The organism is Streptomyces sp. NPDC008139 (assembly GCF_042957025.1).
Lineage (GTDB): Bacteria > Actinomycetota > Actinomycetes > Streptomycetales > Streptomycetaceae > Actinacidiphila.
Genome location: NZ_JBIBHM010000001.1, coordinates 652,533 through 672,284, shown reverse-complemented (window position 1 = coordinate 672,284; position 19,752 = coordinate 652,533). Strand labels below are relative to the sequence as shown.

The window sequence follows — 19,752 nt, the reverse complement described above, 5'->3', positions numbered from 1 at the left end:
TCACTCTTCCCCGCAGGCGGGTGTTCTAGCCCACCAGCCCCAACTCCCGTGCGATCAGCATGCGCTGCACCTCGCTGGTGCCTTCGCCGATCTCCAGGATTTTGGAGTCCCGCCACATACGGGCCACCGGATATTCGTTCATGAAGCCGTAGCCGCCGTGGATCTGCGTGGCCTCACGGGCGTTGGTGACCGCGATCTCGGAGGAGTAGAGCTTGGCCAGCGCCGCCTCCTTCTTGAACTCGTCGCCGTGCACCAGCCGCGACGCCGCGTCCCGCCACGCCAGCCGCGCCGTGTGGGCCCGCATCTCCATGTCCGCGATCTTGAACTGGATCGCCTGGTTGTCACCGATCGGACGCCCGAAGGCGTGCCGGGTCTTGGCGTATGACAGCGACTCGTCCACACAACCCTGCGCCAGGCCGGTGGACAGCGCCGAGATCGCGATCCGCCCCTCGTCCAGGATGCGCAGGAACTGCGCGTAGCCCCGGCCCTCCTCGCCCAGCAGATTCGCCGCGGGCACCCGGCAGTCGGCGAAGGACAGCTCACGGGTGTCCGACGCGTTCCACCCGACCTTGCTGTACTTCTTCGACACCGTGAAGCCGGGCGTCCCCGACGGCACGATGATCGAGGAGATCCGCGGCCTGCCGTCGTCCTTGCGGCCGGTCACCGCCGTCACCGTGACCAGCCCGGTGATGTCGGTGCCCGAGTTGGTGATGAAGCACTTGGTGCCGTTGATCACCCACTCGTCGGTCGCCTCGTCCAGCCGCGCGGTGGTACGGGTGCCGCCCGCGTCGGAACCGCACTCCGGCTCCGTCAGCCCGAACGCGCCCAGCATCTCGCCCGAGCAGAGCTTCGGCAGCCAGGTGCGCTTCTGCTCCTCGGTGCCGAACCTGAACACCGGCATCGCGCCCAGCGACACCCCGGCCTCCAGGGTGATCGCCACCGAGGAGTCCACGCGGGCCAGCTCCTCCAGCGCGATGCACAGCGCGAAGTAGTCACCGCCCATCCCGCCGTACTCCTCGGGGAACGGCAGCCCGAACAGGCCCATCCGCCCCATCTCCCGCACGATCTCGTACGGGAACTCCTGCTGCTCGTAGAACTCGCCGATCTTCGGCGCGATCACGTCCTTGGCGAACTCCGCGACCGTGGCGCGCAGTTCCTCGTACTCGGCGGACAGACGGTGGTCGATCGACATGGCTACTGCTCCTGGTGGGTCAGGGCGCGGACGGTACGGGACGGGCTCGGCCGTCCCAGGTGCTCCGCCATCCACACGCTTGTGGCGCTGAGGCGGTCCAGATCGACCCCGGTGCGGATGCCGAGGCCGTGCAGCATCCAGACGAGGTCTTCGGTGGCGAGGTTTCCGGTGGCGCTCTTGGCGTACGGGCAGCCGCCGAGGCCGCCCGCGGAGGCGTCCACGACAGTGACGCCCCGCTGGAGCGCGGCCAGCGTGTTGGACAGCGCCTGGCCGTAGGTGTCGTGGAAGTGCACGGCGAGCTTGTCGACCGGGACGCCGTTGCTGCCGGAGCCGCCGGTCAGTTCGTCCAGCAGCGCCGTGACATGGCCGGGCGTGGCCACCCCGATCGTGTCGCCGAGGCTCAGCTCGGTGCAGCCCAGTTCGTACAGCCGCCGGGCCGCGGCGGCGACCTGCCCGATCGGGACCGGGCCCTCCCAGGGGTCGCCGAAGCACATCGACAGATAGCCGCGGACGGTGGCGCCCGCTTCCCTGGCCCTGGTCACCACCGGGGCGAACATCGCCAGCGACTCCTCCACCGTCCGGTTGAGGTTGGCGCGGGCGAAGGACTCGGTGGCGCTGCCGAAGACCGCGATCTCCCGGACGCCCAGCTCCAGCGCCCGCTCCAGACCCCGCTCGTTCGGCACCAGCACCGGCAGCCGCACCGTCGGGTCCAGGTCCGCGAGCAGCGGCATCAGCTCGGCCGCGTCGGCCAGTTGGGGCACCCACTTGGGGTGGACGAAGCTGGTCGCCTCGATCGTGCCGAGCCCGGCCGCGGCGAGCCGGTGCACGAACTCCGCCTTCACGGCGGTCGGCACGGTCACCTTCTCGTTCTGCAAGCCGTCCCGCGCGCCGACCTCGTGGATCCGCACGGCCGTTGGCAGCCCGGCCGCGGGTACGGCCATCGGCAGCCCGGCGGGCAGCGCGTCGCCGGTCGCGTCCGTCGTCGTACCCGCGGCGGCGCCGGTGGGTGTCCCGGACGCGGCCGGACTCCGGTCGGCGGCGCTCATGACGCCTCCCCAGCAGTCGGCGCGGAAGCCGGCGCGGTGGTCTGACCGGCAGCGGGTGCGGTGGTCCGCGCCGCGGTCGATCCGGCGGCCGGCTCGGGCGCTGTTCCGGCGGCTGCCGCGGGTGTTGCCGCCTCGGCCGGGTCCTGCGCGGCCGACGGGGTGACCACCGCCAGCACCTGGTCCATCGCCACGGTGCTGCCCGCGGTGACGTCGATCTCGGACACCGTCCCGTCGTGCGGGGCGGTGATCACGTGCTCCATCTTCATGGCCTCCACCACCAGCAGGCTCTGGCCCGCCACGACCTCGTCCCCCTTGCCGACCTTCACCACCGTGACCGTCCCGGGCATCGGCGCGGTCAGCGCGCCGCCCGCACCACCGCCCGCGGCGCCGCGCAGGGCCGCGGCCACCGGGTCGTACGCCCGTACCCACCAGCCGTCGCCGTCCCGGCCCAGCCACCCGCCCGCGTGCCGGAAAGCGGTCACCGTGCCCTCGCGGTGCAGCAGCGCTCGGGGTCCGTCCTGCGTCAACCGGGCCGCCGTGGCCGGTCCTTCGCCGATCCGCACCAGGCCGTCGCGGACCCGTACCGTCACCGGCTCCCGGCCGGGGACCCGCAGGTGGTGCACCGTCCAGGCCGCCTCGCCGCCCAGCCGCCAGCCGCTCGGCACCGAGAAGGGGTCGGTCCAGCCGCCCGCGTCCGGCGCCGGGGCCAGCGCGGCCTGCCGCAGCAGCGCCGCCGCCGCGTACACCTCGTCCGGCACATCGGGCGGCAGCAGTTCGGCGGCGTCCCGGTCGATCAGCCCGGTGTCCAGCTCGCCCGCGACCACCGCCGGGTGGGCCAGCAGCCTGCGCAGGAAACCGGTGTTGGTGTCCAGGCCCAGCACGACGGTGTCCGCCAGCGCGGCCCGCAGCCGCCGCAGCGCCGTGGCTCGGTCGGGGCCGTAGGCGATCACCTTGGCCAGCATCGGGTCGTAGGCGGTGCCCACCTCGGTGCCGACCGCGAGACCCGAATCGACGCGCACTCCGGGGCCGGTCGGTTCGGCCAGCGCCACGACGGTGCCCGCGGACGGCAGGAAGTCCACCCGGCCGTCGCCCGCTCTGGCGGTCTCCGCGCAGATCCGCGCCTCTATGGCGTGGCCGGTCATGGCGATGGCCCGCTGTCCGAAGCCCAGTCGCTCGCCGCACGCCACCCGGAGCTGCCACTCGACCAGGTCGAGCCCGGTGACCAGCTCCGTCACCGGGTGCTCCACCTGGAGGCGGGTGTTCATCTCCATGAAGAAGTACGCGCCGGGGTCGGCGCCGGGGACGATGAACTCCACCGTGCCCGCGCCGGTGTAGCCGCAGGAGCGGGCGGCCTGCACCGCGGCCTCGCCCATCGCCTGCCGGGTCGCCTCGTCGAGCAGGACCGAGGGGGCCTCCTCGATCACCTTCTGGTGCCGTCGTTGCAGCGAGCACTCGCGCTCGCCGAGGTGCACCACCGAGCCGTGGCCGTCGGCCAGGACTTGGATCTCGATGTGCCGCGGCCGGTCGATCCACCGCTCCACCAGCAGCGTGTCGTCACCGAAGGAGCCGCGCGCCTCGCGCCGGGCCGCCGCGATCTCCTCGGCCAGCAGGGCCTCGTCGCGCACCAGCCGCATGCCCTTGCCGCCGCCGCCCGCCGAGGGCTTGAGCAGCACCGGCAGGCCGATCTCCCGTGCCGCGTCGGCCAGTTGGGCGTCGGTGAGTCCGCTGCCCGTGCTGCCGGGCACGACCGGGACGCCCGCGGCCCGGACCGTCTCCTTGGCGCGGATCTTGTCGCCCATCAGCTCGATGGCCTCGGCGGGCGGTCCGATGAAGACCAGGCCCGCCTCGGCGCAGGCGCGGGCGAAGGCCGCGTTCTCCGCCAGGAAGCCGTATCCGGGGTGGACCGCCTGGGCACCCGCCTCGACGGCCGCCCGTACCTGCTCAGCGGCCGACAGGTAGTTCTCGATCCGTACCGCGGTGTCCGCCTCGCGGACGTGCCGGGCGTCGGCGTCGGCGTCGGTGAAGACGGCGGCCGAGCGGACGCCCAGCTCCCGCAGGGTCCGCAGCACGCGGACGGCGATCTCGCCGCGGTTGGCGACCAGCACGGTGTCGAACATGGGGCTCGCGCTCCCGGCGGTTGAGGTGTTCATGGTCGGCACGCCCCTCACATCCGGAAGACGCCGTAGCCGGGCGCACCCGGATCGGCGGTCGGAAGGGGGGCGTTGGCGCAGGCGGTGAGGGCCAGGCCGACGACGGTACGGGTCTCCAGCGGGTCGATCACACCGTCGTCCCAGAGCCTGGCGGTGGCGTAGTAGGCGTTGCCCTGCGTCTCGTACTGCTCGCGGACCGGGGCCTTGAACGCCTCCTCCGCCTCCTCGCTCCACTTCTCGCCCGCCGCGGCGAGCTGGTCGCGCTTGACGGTGGCCAGCACGGACGCGGCCTGCTCGCCGCCCATCACCGAGATCTTGGCGTTGGGCCACATCCACAGGAAGCGCGGGCTGTAGGCCCGGCCGCACATCGAGTAGTTGCCCGCGCCGTAGGAGCCGCCGATCACCACGGTCAGCTTGGGCACGCGCGCGCAGGCGACCGCCGTGACCATCTTCGCGCCGTGCTTGGCGATGCCGCCCGCCTCGTACTGGCGGCCGACCATGAAGCCGGAGATGTTCTGGAGGAACAGCAGCGGGATGCCGCGCTGGTCGCACAGTTCGATGAAGTGCGCGCCCTTGAGGGCGGATTCGGCGAACAGGATGCCGTTGTTGGCCACGATGCCGACCGGGTGGCCCTGGATGTGAGCGAAGCCGGTGACCAGCGTGGTGCCGTACTCCGCCTTGAACTCGGCGAAGCGGCTGCCGTCCACCAGCCGCGCGATGACCTCGCGAACGTCGTACGGGGTGCGGGAGTCGACCGGCACCGCGCCGGTCAGCCCGGCCGGGTCCACGGCGGGCGGCTCCGCGGGCCGTACCGTCCACGGCGGCGCGCCGCGCGCGGGCAGGGTGGCGACGATGTCGCGGACGATGTCCAGCGCGTGGGCGTCGTCCTCGGCGAGGTGGTCGGTGACGCCGGAGACCCGGGAATGCACCTCGCCGCCGCCCAGTTCCTCCGCGGTGACGACCTCGCCGGTGGCCGCCTTCACCAGCGGCGGACCGCCGAGGAAGATCGTGCCCTGATTCCGTACGATCACCGCCTCGTCGCTCATCGCCGGGACGTAGGCGCCGCCCGCAGTGCACGAGCCCATGACGGCGGCGATCTGCGGGATGCCGCGCGCGGACATGGTGGCCTGGTTGTAGAAGATCCGGCCGAAGTGGTCGCGGTCGGGGAAGACCTCGTCCTGCCGGGGGAGGAAGGCGCCGCCGGAGTCGACCAGATAGACGCAGGGCAGCCGGTTGTCCAGGGCGATCTCCTGGGCGCGCAGATGCTTCTTGACCGTCATCGGGTAATAGGTGCCGCCCTTGACCGTGGCGTCATTGGCGACGACCACGACCTCACGCCCCGCGACGCGGCCGATCCCGGCGATCACCCCGGCGGCCGGTGCCTGCCCGTCGTACATCCCGTCCGCGGCCAGCGGTGCCAGCTCCAGGAAGGGCGAGCCGGGGTCGAGCAGCCCGTCCACCCGGTCTCTGGGCAGCAGCTTTCCGCGCGCGGTGTGGCGGGCGCGGGCTCTCTCGCCGCCGCCGAGCCGCGCGGCGGCCAGTTTGTCGCGCAGGTCCGCGGTCAATGCGGCATGAGCCTGCGCATTGGCCTGATACGCCTCCGACGCCGGATCTGCGGCGCTGGACAGGGCGGGTGCTGCCATGGTTCGGCCCCCCGGATGTTAGCGAGCGTTAACGTGATGACTCCAGGTTAACGCTCGCTAACTCGGTTGTCTAGACTCGATCTCATGAACCCGACGAAGACGGCGGAGAACCGTCGCGAGCAGATTCTCCGAGAGGCCGCCCGGCTCTTCGCCGAGCGCGGCTTCCACGGGGTCGGTGTCGACGAGATAGGCGCCGCGGTCGGCATCAGCGGCCCGGGTCTCTACCGGCATTTCGCGGGCAAGGACGCCATGCTCGCCGAGCTGCTGGTGGGCATCAGCGGCCGGCTGCTGACCGCGGGCAAGATGCGGGTCGCCGAGGCGACCGGGCCCGTCGAGGCGCTGGACGCGCTGGTCCGCGGTCATATCGACTTCGCGATCGACGACCGGCCACTGATCACGCTGCACGACCGCGAGCTGGACCGGCTGCGCGACTCCGACCGCAAGCTGGTCCGCCAGCTCCAGCGGCAGTACGTCGAGGAGTGGGTCGCGGTCGTGCGGCTGGTGCATCCGGGCGCCACCGAGCTGGAGGTGCGCGCGGCCGTGCACGCCGTCTTCGGTCTGCTCAACTCCACCCCGCACCTCGGCGAGCGCGGCGGACTGCCCGGCAGGACCGCGATGGCGGCCCTGCTGCACCGGCTCGCCCTCGGGGCGCTGGACGCGCTGGACGGTCTGGACAGCACGGCCGACTGGCGGGTAACTTACTGAGCGCTTGCTTAATGCTCGATTGTCGATCGCCCCGGCAGCGGACCCGGTCGCGGATGGGAGGCGCGCTGTGCGTCGTACGGTGTTCAACGAGGACCACGAAGCGTTCCGCGAGACGATACGTGCCTTCATCGAGGCCGAGGTCGTCCCCGTCCACGACGAGTGGCTGGCGGCGGGCCTGGTCCCGCGCGACTTCTACTACAAGCTCGGCGAGCTGGGCGTCTTCGGCATCGAGGTGCCCGAGGAGTTCGGCGGCGCGGGTGAGCACAGCTTCAAATTCCAGGCCGTCATCAGCGAGGAGTGCGCCCGCGCGGGCGTCAGCTTCGGCGGCAGCGGGGTCCACGTCGGCCTCTGCCTGCCCTACGTGATGGCCTACGCCACCGACGAGCAGAAGAAGCGCTGGCTGCCCGGCTTCGTCAGCGGCGAGGCGATGTTCGCCATCGCCATGACAGAACCCGGCACCGGTTCCGACCTCGCGGGCATGAAGACGACCGCCAAGCTCTCCGCCGACGGCACGCATTACGTGCTCAACGGCGCCAAGACCTTCATCACCGGCGGCGTCCACGCCGACCGCGTCATCGTCTGCGCCCGCACCGCCCCCGCCACGCCCGAGGACCGCCGCGCGGGCATCTCCCTGTTCGTCGTGGACACCAAGGCCGACGGATACGCGGTCGGCCGCAAGCTCGACAAGCTCGGCCTGCGCACCTCCGACACCGCGGAACTCTCCTTCTCCGACGTCAAGGTCCCGCTCGAGGACCTGCTCGGCGAGGAGGGCAAGGGCTTCTCCTACCTCGGACAGAATCTCCCGCAGGAGCGGCTGGGCATCGCCGTCGGCGCGTACGCCCAGGCCGCCGCCGCGATCCGCTTCGCCCAGGCGTACGTCCAGGACCGGACCGTCTTCGGCCAGACCGTCGCGTCCTTCCAGAACACCAAGTTCGAACTGGCCGCCTGCAAGGCCGAGGTGGACGCCGCGCAGGCCGTCGTCGACCGCGCCCTCGAAGCGCACGACAAGAAGGAGCTGTCGGCCGCGGACGCCGCCTCCGCCAAGCTCTTCTGCACCGAGGTCGCCGCCCGCGTCATCGACCGCTGCCTCCAGCTCCACGGCGGCTACGGCTACATGAACGAGTACCCGATCGCCCGGCTGTACGCCGACAACCGCGTCAACCGGATCTACGGCGGCACGAGCGAGGTCATGAAGTCCATCATCGCCAAGTCGATGGGCCTGTGACCGTAGACCCATCCGTGAGAAAGCCGGCGGACGCGTGAATGCCGAAGGACCCGTGAACGACTCCCAGGATCCGCTCCAGTCCCTGCTCGATCTGCTCGACCTGGAGCGGATCGAGCGGGACATCTTCCGCGGCGTCAGCCGGTCGGCCGTGGTGCCCCGGGTCTTCGGCGGCCAGGTCGCCGCACAGGCCCTGGTCGCCGCGGGCCGCACGGCGCCCGAGGATCGCGGCGCGCACTCGCTGCACGCCTATTTCCTGCGGCCCGGCGACCCCGGCGCGCCGATCGTCTACCAGGTCGACCGGATCCGCGACGGCCGCTCCTTCACCACCCGGCGGGTCGTCGCGATCCAGCACGGCCAGCCGATCTTCCATCTCTCGGCCTCATTTCAGGTCCACGAGGAGGGCCTGGAACACCAGGAGCCGATGCCCTACGCGCCCGACCCGGAGACGCTGCCGACGGCCGAGGAGATGCTGCCCGTACACGCCGCGCGGTTCCCCGACCCCACCGTGGTCGACCGGATACTCGAGACCCGCGCGGCCGTCGACCTGCGTTACGTCGAGGACCCGCCGTTCCTCACCGCGGGTGTCATCCGCGAACCGCGCTCCCAGGTCTGGTTCCGCGCCCGCGGCAAACTGGCCGACGACCCGCTGCTCCACGTCTGCCTCGCCACCTATGTGTCGGACATGACCCTGCTCGACTCGGTCCTGCTCGCCCACGGCCGCGGCGGCTGGACCGTAGGCGACGTGGTCGGCGCGAGCCTGGACCACGCCATGTGGTTCCACCGGCCCTTCCGCGCCGACGAATGGCTGCTCTACGACCAGCAGAGCCCGTCCGCCTCCGGCGGTCGCGGCCTCGGCACCGCCCGGATCTACACCCGCGACGGGCAGCTCGCCGTCTCGGTGATCCAGGAGGGCCTGGTGCGGGTGCCGCGCGACTGACGCTTTCGGGTGAGCGAGGATTTCCGCTCCTGGATGCGAGAGGCGCGGGGCATTTCGGCTCGGCGGCTCCCGAGGCGCGCCCCGACTCTGATCGCGCCGCTCCGCCTACGCCGCCTCGACCGCCGGTCCGACCGGCAGCGTCGCCCGTACGAGAAAGCCCCCGGTCGCCGCGGGCGACGCGATGAATTCGCCGCCGAGCTGCACCGCCCGCTCGCGCAGCCCGGCGAGACCGTGGCCGCCCGAGGGCAGGGCCGGTCCCGGCGCCGCGGACGCGGGGCCGTTGCGCACCTCCACCATCAGCACATCGCCGCTGTGCCGCACCAGGACGCGGGTTTCCGCGCCGGGCGCGTGCTTGCGAATGTTGGTGAGCGCTTCCTGCACGATGCGGTATGCGGCGTGCTGGACGTCCGACGGCAGGCGGGCGGCGTCGGCCGGGGCCATGGCGCCGGGCAGTTCGCCGTGCGTGCCGGGTCCCGCGGCGGCGACCAGCGCGGGGATGCCCGCGAGGCCGGGGCCCGCGTTCAGCGGCTGCCCCGACGTCACCGGCAGCCGCAGCAGCCCCACCATCCGGCGCAGCTCGTCCAGCGCGTCCCGGCTCAGCTCGCGCACCGCCCCGGCCGCCGCCCGTGCCTGCGGTCCCCGCGCGGTCGCCTCCAGGGCGCCGGACTGCACGGCGATCAGGCTGATGTGGTGCGCCACGGTGTCGTGCATCTCGCGGGCGAGCCGGGCCCGCTCCCGTACCACCGCCTGTTCCGCGGCCAGCTCTCTCTCCCGTTCCCTGCTGGCCGCCAGCTCCTCCAGCCGCCCGGCCAGCTCGCGCCGCGAGGCGGCGAACAGGCCCAGCGCGGTCGGCGCCAGGGCCAGCAGCGAGGACAGCATCACGGCGAGGATCGTGTCCGACAGCCCCCAGGGCGCCGGGGCGCGGAACGGCCAGGGCACGCAGGAGACCGTCGCCGCGAGCAGCGCGCAGCCACCGATCAGCACGGCGCGGCGAGATATCACGCGCTCACCCGAACGGGTGAGCGCGGCCGGAGATGTGACGGACATCGTCCCCGGTGGTACGAGAGCCGCCCGAGCAGAGGAACCGGCGGGCGGCGTACCGGAAGGCGCGCTCTTCGAGGGCCGGGCCGGAGAAAACGGCCACCCTTGTGCGCGATGACGGTCGGGGCCGCCTGCGGCGATCTCGTAGAGCGCGCCCATCGGCGAGAACCAGATGTAGCCGAGCGAGAGGGCGGGCAGGGTCGCGGCGAAGGCGATCAGCGGGAAGCGGTGCCGGAACAGCAGCGCCAGCGTGCCCAGGGTCGCGAAGGTGAACGAGACCGGGCCGCCGAAGGAGCGCGTCGCCCACACCTCGGTCGCGGAGAGGGCGAACAGTGCGGCGTCCGGCAGGGCGACACGTGGCTTCACGATCACTTCGGCACCCGTACCAGCCCGGCCTGATGCGCGATGACGGCGGCGGCCACCCGGTTGGGCGCGGCCAGCTTCCGCAGCGCGCGCACATGGTCCTTGACGGTGCCGACCGAGATCCCCAGCTCCGCCGCTATCCGGGCGTTCGGCAGCCCGGTCGCCAGCAGCCGCAGCACCTCGGTCTCGCGGTCGGTCAGCGGTGCCAGGGCCGCGGCGTGGGCGGACGCCTCGGGCGTACCGGGCCCCTTCGCGCCGTCGGAGCCGAGCGGATCGCCCAGGAAGCCTTCGACGACCGCGCGGCCCACGGTGGGGGTGAAGACGGTGCCGCCGCGCGCCATGACGCGTACCGCGTCGATCAGGGTGCCGACCGCGGTGTCCTTGAGCAGGAAGCCGGTGGCGCCCGCCGCCATCGCCGCGCGCAGATGGGCGCTGGTGTCGAAGGCGGTCAGCATGGCGACGGCGGGCGGCGAGGGCAGTGCCCGCAGGGCGCGCAGGACGGTCAGTCCGTCGTCGGGCGGCGGCATCACCGCGTCCAGCAGGACGAGGCGGGGACGCGTCGCAGCCACCGTCTCGACGGCGTCGTGCCCGTCGCAGTCCGCGACCACCCGGATGTCGCCGGAGGATTCGAGGATGCTTCGCAGGGCGGCCCTGACCAGTGCTTCGTCATCGACGATCACGACCTGGACCACTGCGCCTGCCTTCCTCGCCCCCCTATTGATCCTGATGTTCCTTTTGTTCCCTCATTGATGGTAGCGAGCGTAGCGACGGACCGGGACCGCGTCAGTTCCGCGCGGCCTGACCTGCGGCGGTCAGATCGGCGGTCGCCAGCAGATACGCGGTCAGCGGCGCGTAGTGCTGCGGCGGCACATTGTCGTCCAGCGGGACGGTCACCAGCAGGCTGCCCTCCGCCTCGCCGACGAACAGCGCCGGGTCGTTGCAGTCCGCGAAGCCGACCGTGTCGATGCCGCGCTCGCCCGCGTACCCCGCCCAGCCGTGGTCGGCGATCACCAGATCGGGCAGCGGCTCGCCGTCGCGCTCCAGCGCGTCCAGGATCTCCCGCATCGGGTCGGGCGAGTGGGTGTGCACCAGACCGCCCGCCCGGTGGACCATGGAAACGGACGCCAGGTGCCGGATCTCACCGCCGTCCGCGTACAGGCGCTCCGACGGGGTGATCAGCGTGCAGCCCGCCTCGCGCAGCGCGGCGGCCAGCTCCCAGTGGACGGCGAACAGACCCGCCGGGTGCCCGGTGGCCACCAGCACCCTGGAGCCGTTTTCCGCCGCCTTGTGCAGCACACCGGCCATCCGGTCGAGCGCGTCGATCGTCAGCTCGGGATCGATGGTGTCCTGCCCGTGCCGGTGCCCGGGATCGGCGACGACACCGCACCGCTCGGCCATCAGCTCCAGCACCGCCGCCTGGTCGTCCCAGCGGTCACCCAGCTCCAGGCCGAACCAGTAGTAGCGATTTCCCTCGGCCAGCGCCCGGAAGTGGTCGAGGTTGTTCTCGCGGCTGGTCGCCACGTCGCCGGCTATCCGGGTGCTGGTCAGATGGGCGACGAGGGCCTGGCGGGTGGGTGCTGCGGCAGCTGGATCCATGGGCATGCGCACATTGTCCCGCTCCGCCGCTCGGACGTGCGTCGGGCCGGGGATCGACGCCGAGGCGTAATCGGGACCGCCGATTGGAGGAAACGTACATTCCGGTGGCTTCCGGCGGCCACGTAGGGTCGGCCTCGCCCCTCAGGCGGGCGATCCCCAACGAAAGAGGCAGCCACCCATGAGCAGCGCAGAGCCGCGCGGCCCCGTCGACTCCTCGCGTATCCCGCGCTACGCGGGACCGGCCACCTTCGCGCGCCTGCCGCGCCTGGACGAGGTCGGCGCCGCCGACGTCGCGGTCGTCGGTGTGCCCTTCGACTCCGGTGTCTCCTACCGGCCCGGCGCGAGGTTCGGCGGCAACGCGATCCGCGAGGCGTCACGGCTGCTGCGCCCGTACAACCCGGCACAGGACGCGTCGCCCTTCGCGCTCGCCCAGGTCGCGGACGCGGGCGACATCGCCGCCAACCCGTTCGACATCAACGAGGCCGTGGAGACCGTCCAGGCCGCGGCGGACGACCTGCTGGACACCGGTGCCCGGCTGATGACGCTCGGCGGCGACCACACCATCGCGCTGCCCCTGCTGCGCGCCGTCGCGCGCAGACACGGCCCGGTGGCGCTGCTGCACTTCGACGCGCACCTGGACACCTGGGACACCTACTTCGGCGCCGAGTACACCCACGGCACGCCCTTCCGGCGCGCGGTCGAGGAGGGCATTCTCGACACCTCGGCGCTGTCGCACGTCGGCACGCGCGGCCCGCTGTACGGCAGGAAGGACCTGGACGACGACGAGAAGATGGGCTTCGGGATCGTGACGTCCGCCGACGTCATGCGGCGCGGTGTCGACGAGGTCGCGCAGCAGCTCAGGGAGCGCGTCGGGAACCGCCCGCTGTACATCTCCGTCGACATCGACGTGCTCGACCCGGCGCACGCGCCCGGCACCGGCACCCCGGAGGCCGGCGGGCTCACCTCCCGCGAGCTGCTGGAGATCCTGCGCGGCCTGGCCGATTGCCACCTGGTGTCGGCCGATGTCGTCGAGGTCGCCCCGGCCTACGACCACGCCGAGATCACCTCGGTCGCGGCCTCGCACACCGCGTACGAGCTGACGACGATCATGGCCCGGCAGGTCGCGGCGGCCCGCTGACGGCCCCTCCAGGGCCGTCCTGCGGGTCTGTTCACGCCCCTCGGCGGCCTGGCCGGCGTCGCCCCGGGGACTACGACCAAGGTCGCACCGCCCCGCGACCTTGGTCTCCCATTTGTTGCGGGAGGATGAAACGCGCACGCCGGAGCGTTGCAGCCTCCGGCGGCAACGGGTGGACGGACGGGCTGGAGGACACGGGTGGCAAGGTCGTTGACCAGGGCGAGGACGACGAAGGAAGGTCCTGTCCCCGGTGAGGGGGCGGCGGCGCGGACGCCGAAGGAGCGGGGCTGGCTGTGGCGGCTGACCACGTACTGCTGGCGCTACCGCCGCAATGTGCTGCTCGCGATGGGCGCGTCGCTCGGCGGCATGGCGGTGACCGCGCTGGTCCCGCTGGTGCCGAAGCTGATCATCGACGACGTGATCGTCAAGCACGACAAGCCGCTCGCGCCCTGGGCGTTCACCTTGATCGCGGCGGCCGTCGTCGTCTATGTGCTTACCTATGTGCGGCGCTACTACGGCGGACGGCTCGCCCTGGACGTCCAGTACGACCTGCGCAATGAGATGTTCCGCTCGATCATGCGCCTGGACGGCCGTCGCCAGGACGAGTTGAGCACCGGCCAGGTCGTCGGCCGCGCCACCAGCGACCTTCAGCTCATCCAGGGTCTGCTGTTCATGCTGCCGATGATGATCGGCAATCTGCTGCTGTTCGTGCTCTCGCTCGTGGTGATGCTCACGCTGTCGCCGCTGCTCACCCTGGTCGCGCTCGCGGTCGCCCCTGCTCTGTGGTTTATCGCCGACCGGTCGCGTAAGCGGCTGTTTCCCGCGACCTGGTACGCGCAAGGTCAGGCGGCGGCCGTCGCGGGCATCGTCGACGGCTCGGTCACCGGCGTGCGCGTGGTGAAGGGCTTCGGCCAGGAGCAGCAGGAGATGGACAAGCTGGAGACGGTCAGCCGCAAGCTGTTCGCGGGCCGCCTCCGTACCATCCGTCTCACCGCCCGCTACAGCCCCGCGCTCCAAGCGGTGCCCTCCCTCGGCCAGATCGGCATGCTGGCGCTCGGCGGCTGGATGGCGACCCGCGGCCAGATCACCCTCGGCACCTTCGTAGCCTTCTCCACCTACCTGGCGCAGCTCACCGGCCCGGTCCGGATGCTGACGATGATGCTCACCGTCGGCCAGCAGGCGCGGGCCGGGGTCGAGCGGGTCTACGAACTGATCGACACCGAGCCCACCCTGTCCGACGGCACCAGGACGCTGCCCGCGGACGCCCCCGCCACCGTCGACTTCGACCACGTCACCTTCGGCTACACCGAGGACCGGCCGGTCCTCGACGGCTTCGACCTGCGCGTCGAGCCCGGCGAGACCGTCGCCGTCGTCGGCTCCTCGGGCTCCGGCAAGTCCACGGTCTCGCTGCTGCTGCCGCGGCTGTACGACGTGACCGGCGGCGCCGTACGCGTCGGCGGCGTGGACGTACGGGAGCTGACCTTCGAATCGCTGCGGTCCGCGATCGGCATGGTCCCCGAGGACAGCTTCCTGTTCTCCGACAGCGTGCGGGCGAACATCCTCTACGGCCACCCTGACGCCACCGAGGAGGAGATGCTCGCCGCCACCCGCGCCGCACAGGCGGACGGCTTCATCTCCGAGCTGCCCGACGGATACGACACGGTCGTCGGCGAGCAGGGCCTGACCCTGTCCGGCGGCCAGCGCCAGCGGGTCGCCCTGGCCCGCGCGATTCTCACCGACCCCCGGCTGCTGCTGCTCGACGACGCCACCTCGGCGGTCGACGCCCGGGTGGAGGCGGAGATCTTCGACGCGCTGCGCGAGGTGATGCGCGGCCGTACGACGCTGCTGATCGCCCACCGCCGCTCCACGCTGGCGCTCGCCGACCGGATCGCCGTGCTGGACGCGGGACGCCTGGCGGACGTCGGCACGCACGAGGAGTTGCAGGAGCGCTGCCCGCTCTACCGCGCGCTGCTCACCGATCCGGACGCGCTCGGCGCCGACGTGGTCGACCTCGACCCGGCGGGGCGGATCGAGTTGGAGGCGGCGCAGACGGACATGGCCGCGGCGCAGGCCGAACTGGCGGGTGCACGGACCGAGGGGTGTACGGACGGCCTCGACGGCTTCGAGTGCCCGCTCGACGAGGACGACCTGGCGCGGGGCGACGGCGCTTCTCCCGAGCCTGTGACTCCCGAGCCTGTGACTCCGGGGGCTGTGACTCCGGAGCTGTGGCCTGCCGACCGGCGGGCCGAGGACGACGACCGGCGGAGCGCCGGAGCGGGCGCCTCCGGGCCGCCGCGGGTCGCCCCCGTCCAGGGCGGCATGGCGGGCGCGCTGGCGGGCATGCCCGCCACTCCCGACCTGCTCGCCAAGGTCGCCGCGCTGCCGCCCGCCCTGGACACCCCGGAGGTGGACGAGGACCGGGCGCGGACCGCCGAGGAGAAGTTCGGCCTCGGCAGCCTGCTGCGCGGCTTCCGCACCCCGCTGCTGCTCAGCCTCGCGCTGGTGGCCGTGGACGCCATCGCGGGACTGCTGCTGCCGGTACTGATCCGGCACGGCATCGACGCGGGCGTCCGGCAGGCCGCGCTCGGCGCGGTCTGGGTGGCGTCGCTGCTCGGCCTGGCCCTGGTGATCGCGCAGTGGGCGGCGGAGTGGGGCTCGACCCGGCTGACCGGCCGCACCGGCGAACGCGTCCTCTACACCCTGCGCGTGAAGATCTTCGCGCACCTGCACCGGCTCGGCCTCGACTACTACGAGCGCGAGCTGACCGGCCGCATCATGACGCGGATGACCACGGACGTGGACGCGCTGTCGACGTTCCTCCAGACCGGGCTGGTCACGGCGCTGGTCAGCGTCCTCACCTTCCTCGGCATCCTGGTGGCACTGCTCGCCATCGACGTCCAGCTCGCCCTGATGGTCTTCGCCACGCTGCCGATCCTGATCGTCGCCACCTGGGTCTTCCGCCGTAAGTCGGTGAAGGCGTACGAGCTGGCGCGCGAGCGGATCGCCGTCGTCAACGCCGACCTCCAGGAGCACGTCGCGGGTCTGCGGATCGTGCAGGCGTTCCGGGGGGAGCGGCGCGGGGCGGAACGATTCGCCGAGCGCGGTGACGACTACCGGACGGCGCGGGTGCGCGGCCAGTTCCTGATCTCCGTCTACTTCCCCTTCGTTCAACTGCTGTCCAGCGTGGCGGCGGCGCTCGTCCTGATCGTGGGCGCGCACCGGATCAGCGCGGGGACGCTCACGGCGGGCGCGCTGGTGGCGTATCTGCTCTACATCGACCTGTTCTTCTCGCCCGTGCAGCAGCTCTCGCAGGTCTTCGACGGCTACCAGCAGGCGTCGGTGTCGCTCGGCCGGATCCGTGAGCTGCTGCACGAGCCGACCGCCACCCCGGCCGCCGCCCGGCCGCGTGAGGTCGGAAGGCTGCGCGGCGAGATCGCCTTCCGCGACCTGCGCTTCAGGTACGGCGGCGAGGGGGCCGAGGGCGCGGAGGCGCTCAGCGGCGTGAATCTGCGCATCCCCGCCGGACAGACCGTCGCCTTCGTCGGCGAGACCGGCGCGGGCAAGTCCACCCTGGTCAAGATGGTCGCGCGGTTCTACGACCCGACCGACGGCGCGGTGCTGGTCGACGGCACCGACATCCGCGAACTCGACCTCACCGCCTACCGGCAGCGCCTCGGCGTCGTCCCCCAGGAGCCGTACCTCTTCGCGGGCACGGTGCGCGACGCCATCGCGTACGGGCGGATGGGCGCGACCGACGCCGAGGTCGAGGCGGCGGCGCGGGCGGTCGGCGCGCACGCGATGATCGCGACGCTGGAGGGCGGCTATCTCCACCAGGTCGCCGAGCGGGGCCGCAATCTGTCGGCGGGACAGCGGCAGTTGATCGCCCTGGCCCGCGCCGAACTGGTCGACCCCGCCGTCCTGCTCCTCGACGAGGCGACCGCGGCCCTCGACCTGGCCACCGAAGCCCTCGTCAACCAGGCCGCCGACCGGCTCGCCACCCGGCGTACGACTCTGGTCGTCGCGCACCGGCTGAGCACGGCGGCCCGCGCGGACCGGGTCGTCGTCCTCGACCACGGGCGGGTCATCGAGGACGGCACCCACGCGGCGCTGCTGGCCCGCGACGGCCGCTACGCCGAGCTGTGGCGCACCTTCACCGGCGAGGTGCGCGCGGTGGCGTGACGGGAGGACCCGTCGCCCGTGCGACGGAACCGGCGGGTCCCGCCTTCCTGGCCTTCTGGCCTTCTGGCGTCCCGCCTTCGGTCAGCCGAAGGCGGGCCGCGCCGGGATCCGGTCCTTCGGCACCTCGAACAGCACCGTCACGCGGAAGTCCGTCAGGCACTCCGCCGTCGGCGTCGGCTGCTCGACGCGCAGCTTCAGCGAGTTGCCCGCCACGCCGAGCGTCGCCGACGTGGCCGCGCTGCACCCGGTCGACTCGGTCCAGCCGACCAGCACGTACCGCCCGAAGTCCGTCGCCGCCCCGCCCGCCGAGATCTCCGCCGCCGTCCTCCCGTCGTTGTGCGCCGCGGTGGTGGCGAAACGGTCCAACTCGCCCCGGTCGCGCAGCACCTCGTGCGTCCCCGCGACGGCCCGCACCGACGACGAGAAGTACACGACGCGACTGGCGATCGACCCCGCTCCCGGCGTCGCCCCGCCCGTGGTGGGGCCACCGGTCGTCGGCGGCGCGGTCGTCGCGGTGGTCGTGTCGCCGCTCGGCGTCACGGGCCCGGTTGTGCTGGACGGCGCGCCGTCCGCCGCGTCCGAGGTGCCGCTCCCGCAGGCGACGGCACCCAAGGTCAGCGAAACGGCCAGGGCCACGGCCCAGGTCGCTCCGCGCTGATTCACCTTCACGGTCAGCATGCCGGTGTGACGGCCCCCGACCCCGCACGGTTCCGCGATGGCCTCAGGGCCATGGCCACCGCCCGGCTGCGGGCGCGGCGGACGGTGCGGAAATCCTGGGCGCATGCCCCGATCATCCGTCCTCGGCGGCCGATCCGGGCCCAGCCGACCAATGCGACCTCAACGTGTCGACCGCCGCGACGATCGAGGGCCTGCGCGCGGCCCCCGTCCGCCACAGCGCGTACAGCCGCCGCACCGGAGCGGGCTCCAGCGGTACGACCGCGACGCCCTCGGGCACCGGGCCCCGCCCCAGCCTCGGCACCAACGCGATACCGAGGCCCGCCCCCACCAGCGCCAACTGCGTCCCGTACTCGCCGACCCGGAAGGCCATGTCCGGCTCCGTCCCGGCCTCCCGCAACGTCCGCACCAGCCAGTCGTGGCACACCGACCCCGGCGGCTGGCAGATCCACCGCTCGTGCGCCACATCCGCCCGCGTCAGCGACGCCCGCTCGGCCAAACGGTGCCCGGCAGGGACCAGTACGTCGCACCGGTCGTCCCCGATGACCGCCCGCTCCAAGCCCGGCGGCGCGGGCAGCGGCGCGATGTCCCAGTCGTGCGCCACGGCCAGGTCCACCGCCCCGCGTGCCACCAGGTCCACCGACAGATGCGCGTCAACCTCCAGCAGCCGTAGCTCCAACGCGGGGTGCGCCGCGGTCAGTTCCGCCAGCACTCCGGGCAGCAGCCCGCAGGCCGCCGTCGGGAACGCCGCCAGCGTCAGTCGTCCCGTGGGCCGTCCGCGCTGCTCCTCCAGCGTGACCTCGGCCGCCTCCACGATCGACATCAGCCGTTGCGCGGTCTCCACCAGCAGATGGGCCGCGTCCGTGAGCGCCACCCCGCGCCCGTGCCGCTCCAGCAGCACGGACCTGGTCTCCCGCTCCAGCTTGGAGATCTGCTGCGAGACCGCCGACGGCGTGTAGCCGAGAGCTTCGGCCGCCGCGCCCACCGACCCGTGAACGTGCACCGCGTGCAGCGCCCTCAGCCGCGCCAGATCGAGCATGCCGTTCAGGCCGAGTCAGCCAGCAACCGGGACAGGTGCTCACGCGCCGGGCCGAGGAGCCCCGCCAACTCCGGCACCTGCGGATACCAGCGCTTCTCGTACTCCCAGCACAGCCAGCCGTCCCAGTCCGCCCGGCTCAGCACCTCGACGGTCTCCGCCAGCGGCAGCACCCCGGCCCCCAGCGCCAGCGGCGTGGTGTCCGCCGCCGAAGCGATGTCCTTGACCTGGACATAGCCCAGGTACGGGGCCAGTGCCGGATAGGTCGTGGACGGCTGCTCACCCGCCAGCCAGGTGTGCATCACGTCCCAGATCGTGCCGACCGCCTGGTGTCCGACCAGGCCCAGGATCCGCGCGACATCGGCGCCGCCGCGGTGCGAGTCATGGGTCTCCAGCAGCACTCGCACCCCGAGGTCGGCGGCGACCGGCGCCACCGCTGCGAGCCGGCGCGCGGCGACCGCGTCCGCCTCCTGCGACTCGGTGTCGCCTCCGCCGGGGAACACCCGCACATAGGAGGCCCCCAGATCGGCCGCGAGGGTCATCGCCGCGCCGATCTCGTCGAGCACCGACTGGTCGTCCCCGGGCGCGGCCACCTTGGCGTAGGCGGCCACGGTGAGGATCTCGACCCCGGCCTTGCCGAACTGCTCCACCACGTCAGCGCGTTCACCGGCCGAGAGACCGGGGTGGACCGGTTCCTCGTCGCTGGCGCGCAATTCGACGCCGTGGAAGCCGTTTTCCGTCGCGAGCCGCACCACCTGCTCGATGGGCAGGGCCGGGACGCCGAGAGTGGAGAAGGCGAGTTTCATTCGCCGGACATTAGGCACCGCTT

15 protein-coding genes are annotated in these 19,752 nt (G+C 72.5%); 5 read left to right on the top strand and 10 right to left on the bottom strand.

Features of this window, described 5'->3' with window-relative positions; genetic code table 11:
• Window positions 1–25: 25 nt before the first annotated feature.
• The 4 genes from ACFZBB_RS02835 to ACFZBB_RS02820 all read right to left on the bottom strand — a co-directional run bounded on the left by ACFZBB_RS02835 (window position 26) and on the right by ACFZBB_RS02820 (window position 6,031).
• The gene (locus ACFZBB_RS02835; protein ID WP_355336996.1) at window positions 26–1,192 is read right to left on the bottom strand and encodes an acyl-CoA dehydrogenase family protein; all 1,167 of its coding nucleotides are present in this window, start codon (window positions 1,190–1,192) and stop codon (window positions 26–28) included.
• A gap of 2 nt (window positions 1,193–1,194) precedes the next feature.
• Window positions 1,195–2,133, bottom strand: a complete 939-nt coding sequence (locus tag ACFZBB_RS02830) for a hydroxymethylglutaryl-CoA lyase (protein ID WP_391117512.1) — start codon at window positions 2,131–2,133, stop codon at window positions 1,195–1,197.
• Between the two features lie 101 nt (window positions 2,134–2,234).
• Entirely contained in the window at window positions 2,235–4,355 is a 2,121-nt protein-coding gene (locus ACFZBB_RS02825; RefSeq protein ID WP_391117510.1) for a biotin carboxylase N-terminal domain-containing protein, read from the bottom strand.
• Window positions 4,356–4,402: 47 nt separating this feature from the next.
• Complete coding sequence (locus ACFZBB_RS02820) at window positions 4,403–6,031, bottom strand: carboxyl transferase domain-containing protein (RefSeq protein ID WP_391117086.1); 1,629 nt, start codon at window positions 6,029–6,031, stop codon at window positions 4,403–4,405.
• Window positions 6,032–6,115: 84 nt separating this feature from the next.
• Here ACFZBB_RS02820 and ACFZBB_RS02815 point away from each other — a divergent pair, with 84 nt between their 5' ends.
• The 3 genes from ACFZBB_RS02815 (at window position 6,116) to ACFZBB_RS02805 (ending at window position 8,898) form a co-directional block, all read left to right on the top strand.
• A complete protein-coding gene (locus ACFZBB_RS02815; RefSeq protein ID WP_355337000.1) occupies window positions 6,116–6,736 on the top strand; it encodes a TetR/AcrR family transcriptional regulator in 621 nt (206 codons plus the stop codon).
• A gap of 67 nt (window positions 6,737–6,803) precedes the next feature.
• Complete coding sequence (locus ACFZBB_RS02810) at window positions 6,804–7,961, top strand: acyl-CoA dehydrogenase family protein (protein ID WP_391117084.1); 1,158 nt, start codon at window positions 6,804–6,806, stop codon at window positions 7,959–7,961.
• A 52-nt stretch (window positions 7,962–8,013) separates the two neighbouring features.
• Entirely contained in the window at window positions 8,014–8,898 is an 885-nt protein-coding gene (locus ACFZBB_RS02805) for an acyl-CoA thioesterase domain-containing protein (RefSeq protein ID WP_391117082.1), read from the top strand.
• A gap of 105 nt (window positions 8,899–9,003) precedes the next feature.
• Here ACFZBB_RS02805 and ACFZBB_RS02800 read toward each other — a convergent pair whose 3' ends face one another.
• The 3 genes from ACFZBB_RS02800 to ACFZBB_RS02790 form a co-directional block, all read right to left on the bottom strand.
• Entirely contained in the window at window positions 9,004–10,305 is a 1,302-nt protein-coding gene (locus tag ACFZBB_RS02800) for a histidine kinase (RefSeq protein ID WP_391117080.1), read from the bottom strand.
• A gap of 2 nt (window positions 10,306–10,307) precedes the next feature.
• Window positions 10,308–10,994 carry a response regulator gene (locus tag ACFZBB_RS02795; protein ID WP_391117077.1) on the bottom strand — a complete coding sequence of 229 codons (687 nt, stop codon included), beginning with the start codon at window positions 10,992–10,994 and terminating at the stop codon, window positions 10,308–10,310.
• Between the two features lie 91 nt (window positions 10,995–11,085).
• Complete coding sequence (locus tag ACFZBB_RS02790; protein ID WP_391117075.1) at window positions 11,086–11,904, bottom strand: phosphatase; 819 nt, start codon at window positions 11,902–11,904, stop codon at window positions 11,086–11,088.
• A gap of 172 nt (window positions 11,905–12,076) precedes the next feature.
• Between ACFZBB_RS02790 and speB the strand changes: the two genes are divergently transcribed.
• Together speB and ACFZBB_RS02780 are read left to right on the top strand one after the other, a co-directional pair.
• Entirely contained in the window at window positions 12,077–13,036 is a 960-nt protein-coding gene (gene speB / locus ACFZBB_RS02785) for an agmatinase (RefSeq protein WP_391117073.1), read from the top strand.
• A gap of 342 nt (window positions 13,037–13,378) precedes the next feature.
• The gene (locus tag ACFZBB_RS02780; protein WP_391117508.1) at window positions 13,379–17,212 is read left to right on the top strand and encodes an ABC transporter transmembrane domain-containing protein; all 3,834 of its coding nucleotides are present in this window, start codon (window positions 13,379–13,381) and stop codon (window positions 17,210–17,212) included.
• An 81-nt stretch (window positions 17,213–17,293) separates the two neighbouring features.
• Here the strand turns inward: ACFZBB_RS02780 and ACFZBB_RS02775 are convergent, their stop codons facing one another.
• The 3 genes from ACFZBB_RS02775 to ACFZBB_RS02765 all read right to left on the bottom strand — a co-directional run bounded on the left by ACFZBB_RS02775 (window position 17,294) and on the right by ACFZBB_RS02765 (window position 19,729).
• Complete coding sequence (locus tag ACFZBB_RS02775; protein ID WP_391117071.1) at window positions 17,294–17,890, bottom strand: hypothetical protein; 597 nt, start codon at window positions 17,888–17,890, stop codon at window positions 17,294–17,296.
• A 112-nt stretch (window positions 17,891–18,002) separates the two neighbouring features.
• Window positions 18,003–18,926 (bottom strand): LysR substrate-binding domain-containing protein, encoded by a 924-nt coding sequence (locus tag ACFZBB_RS02770; RefSeq protein WP_391117069.1) that lies wholly within the window; start codon window positions 18,924–18,926, stop codon window positions 18,003–18,005.
• A gap of 5 nt (window positions 18,927–18,931) precedes the next feature.
• Window positions 18,932–19,729: a TIM barrel protein gene (locus ACFZBB_RS02765; protein ID WP_391117067.1), complete on the bottom strand. Its 798-nt coding sequence runs from the start codon at window positions 19,727–19,729 to the stop codon at window positions 18,932–18,934.
• Window positions 19,730–19,752 lie beyond the last annotated feature (23 nt).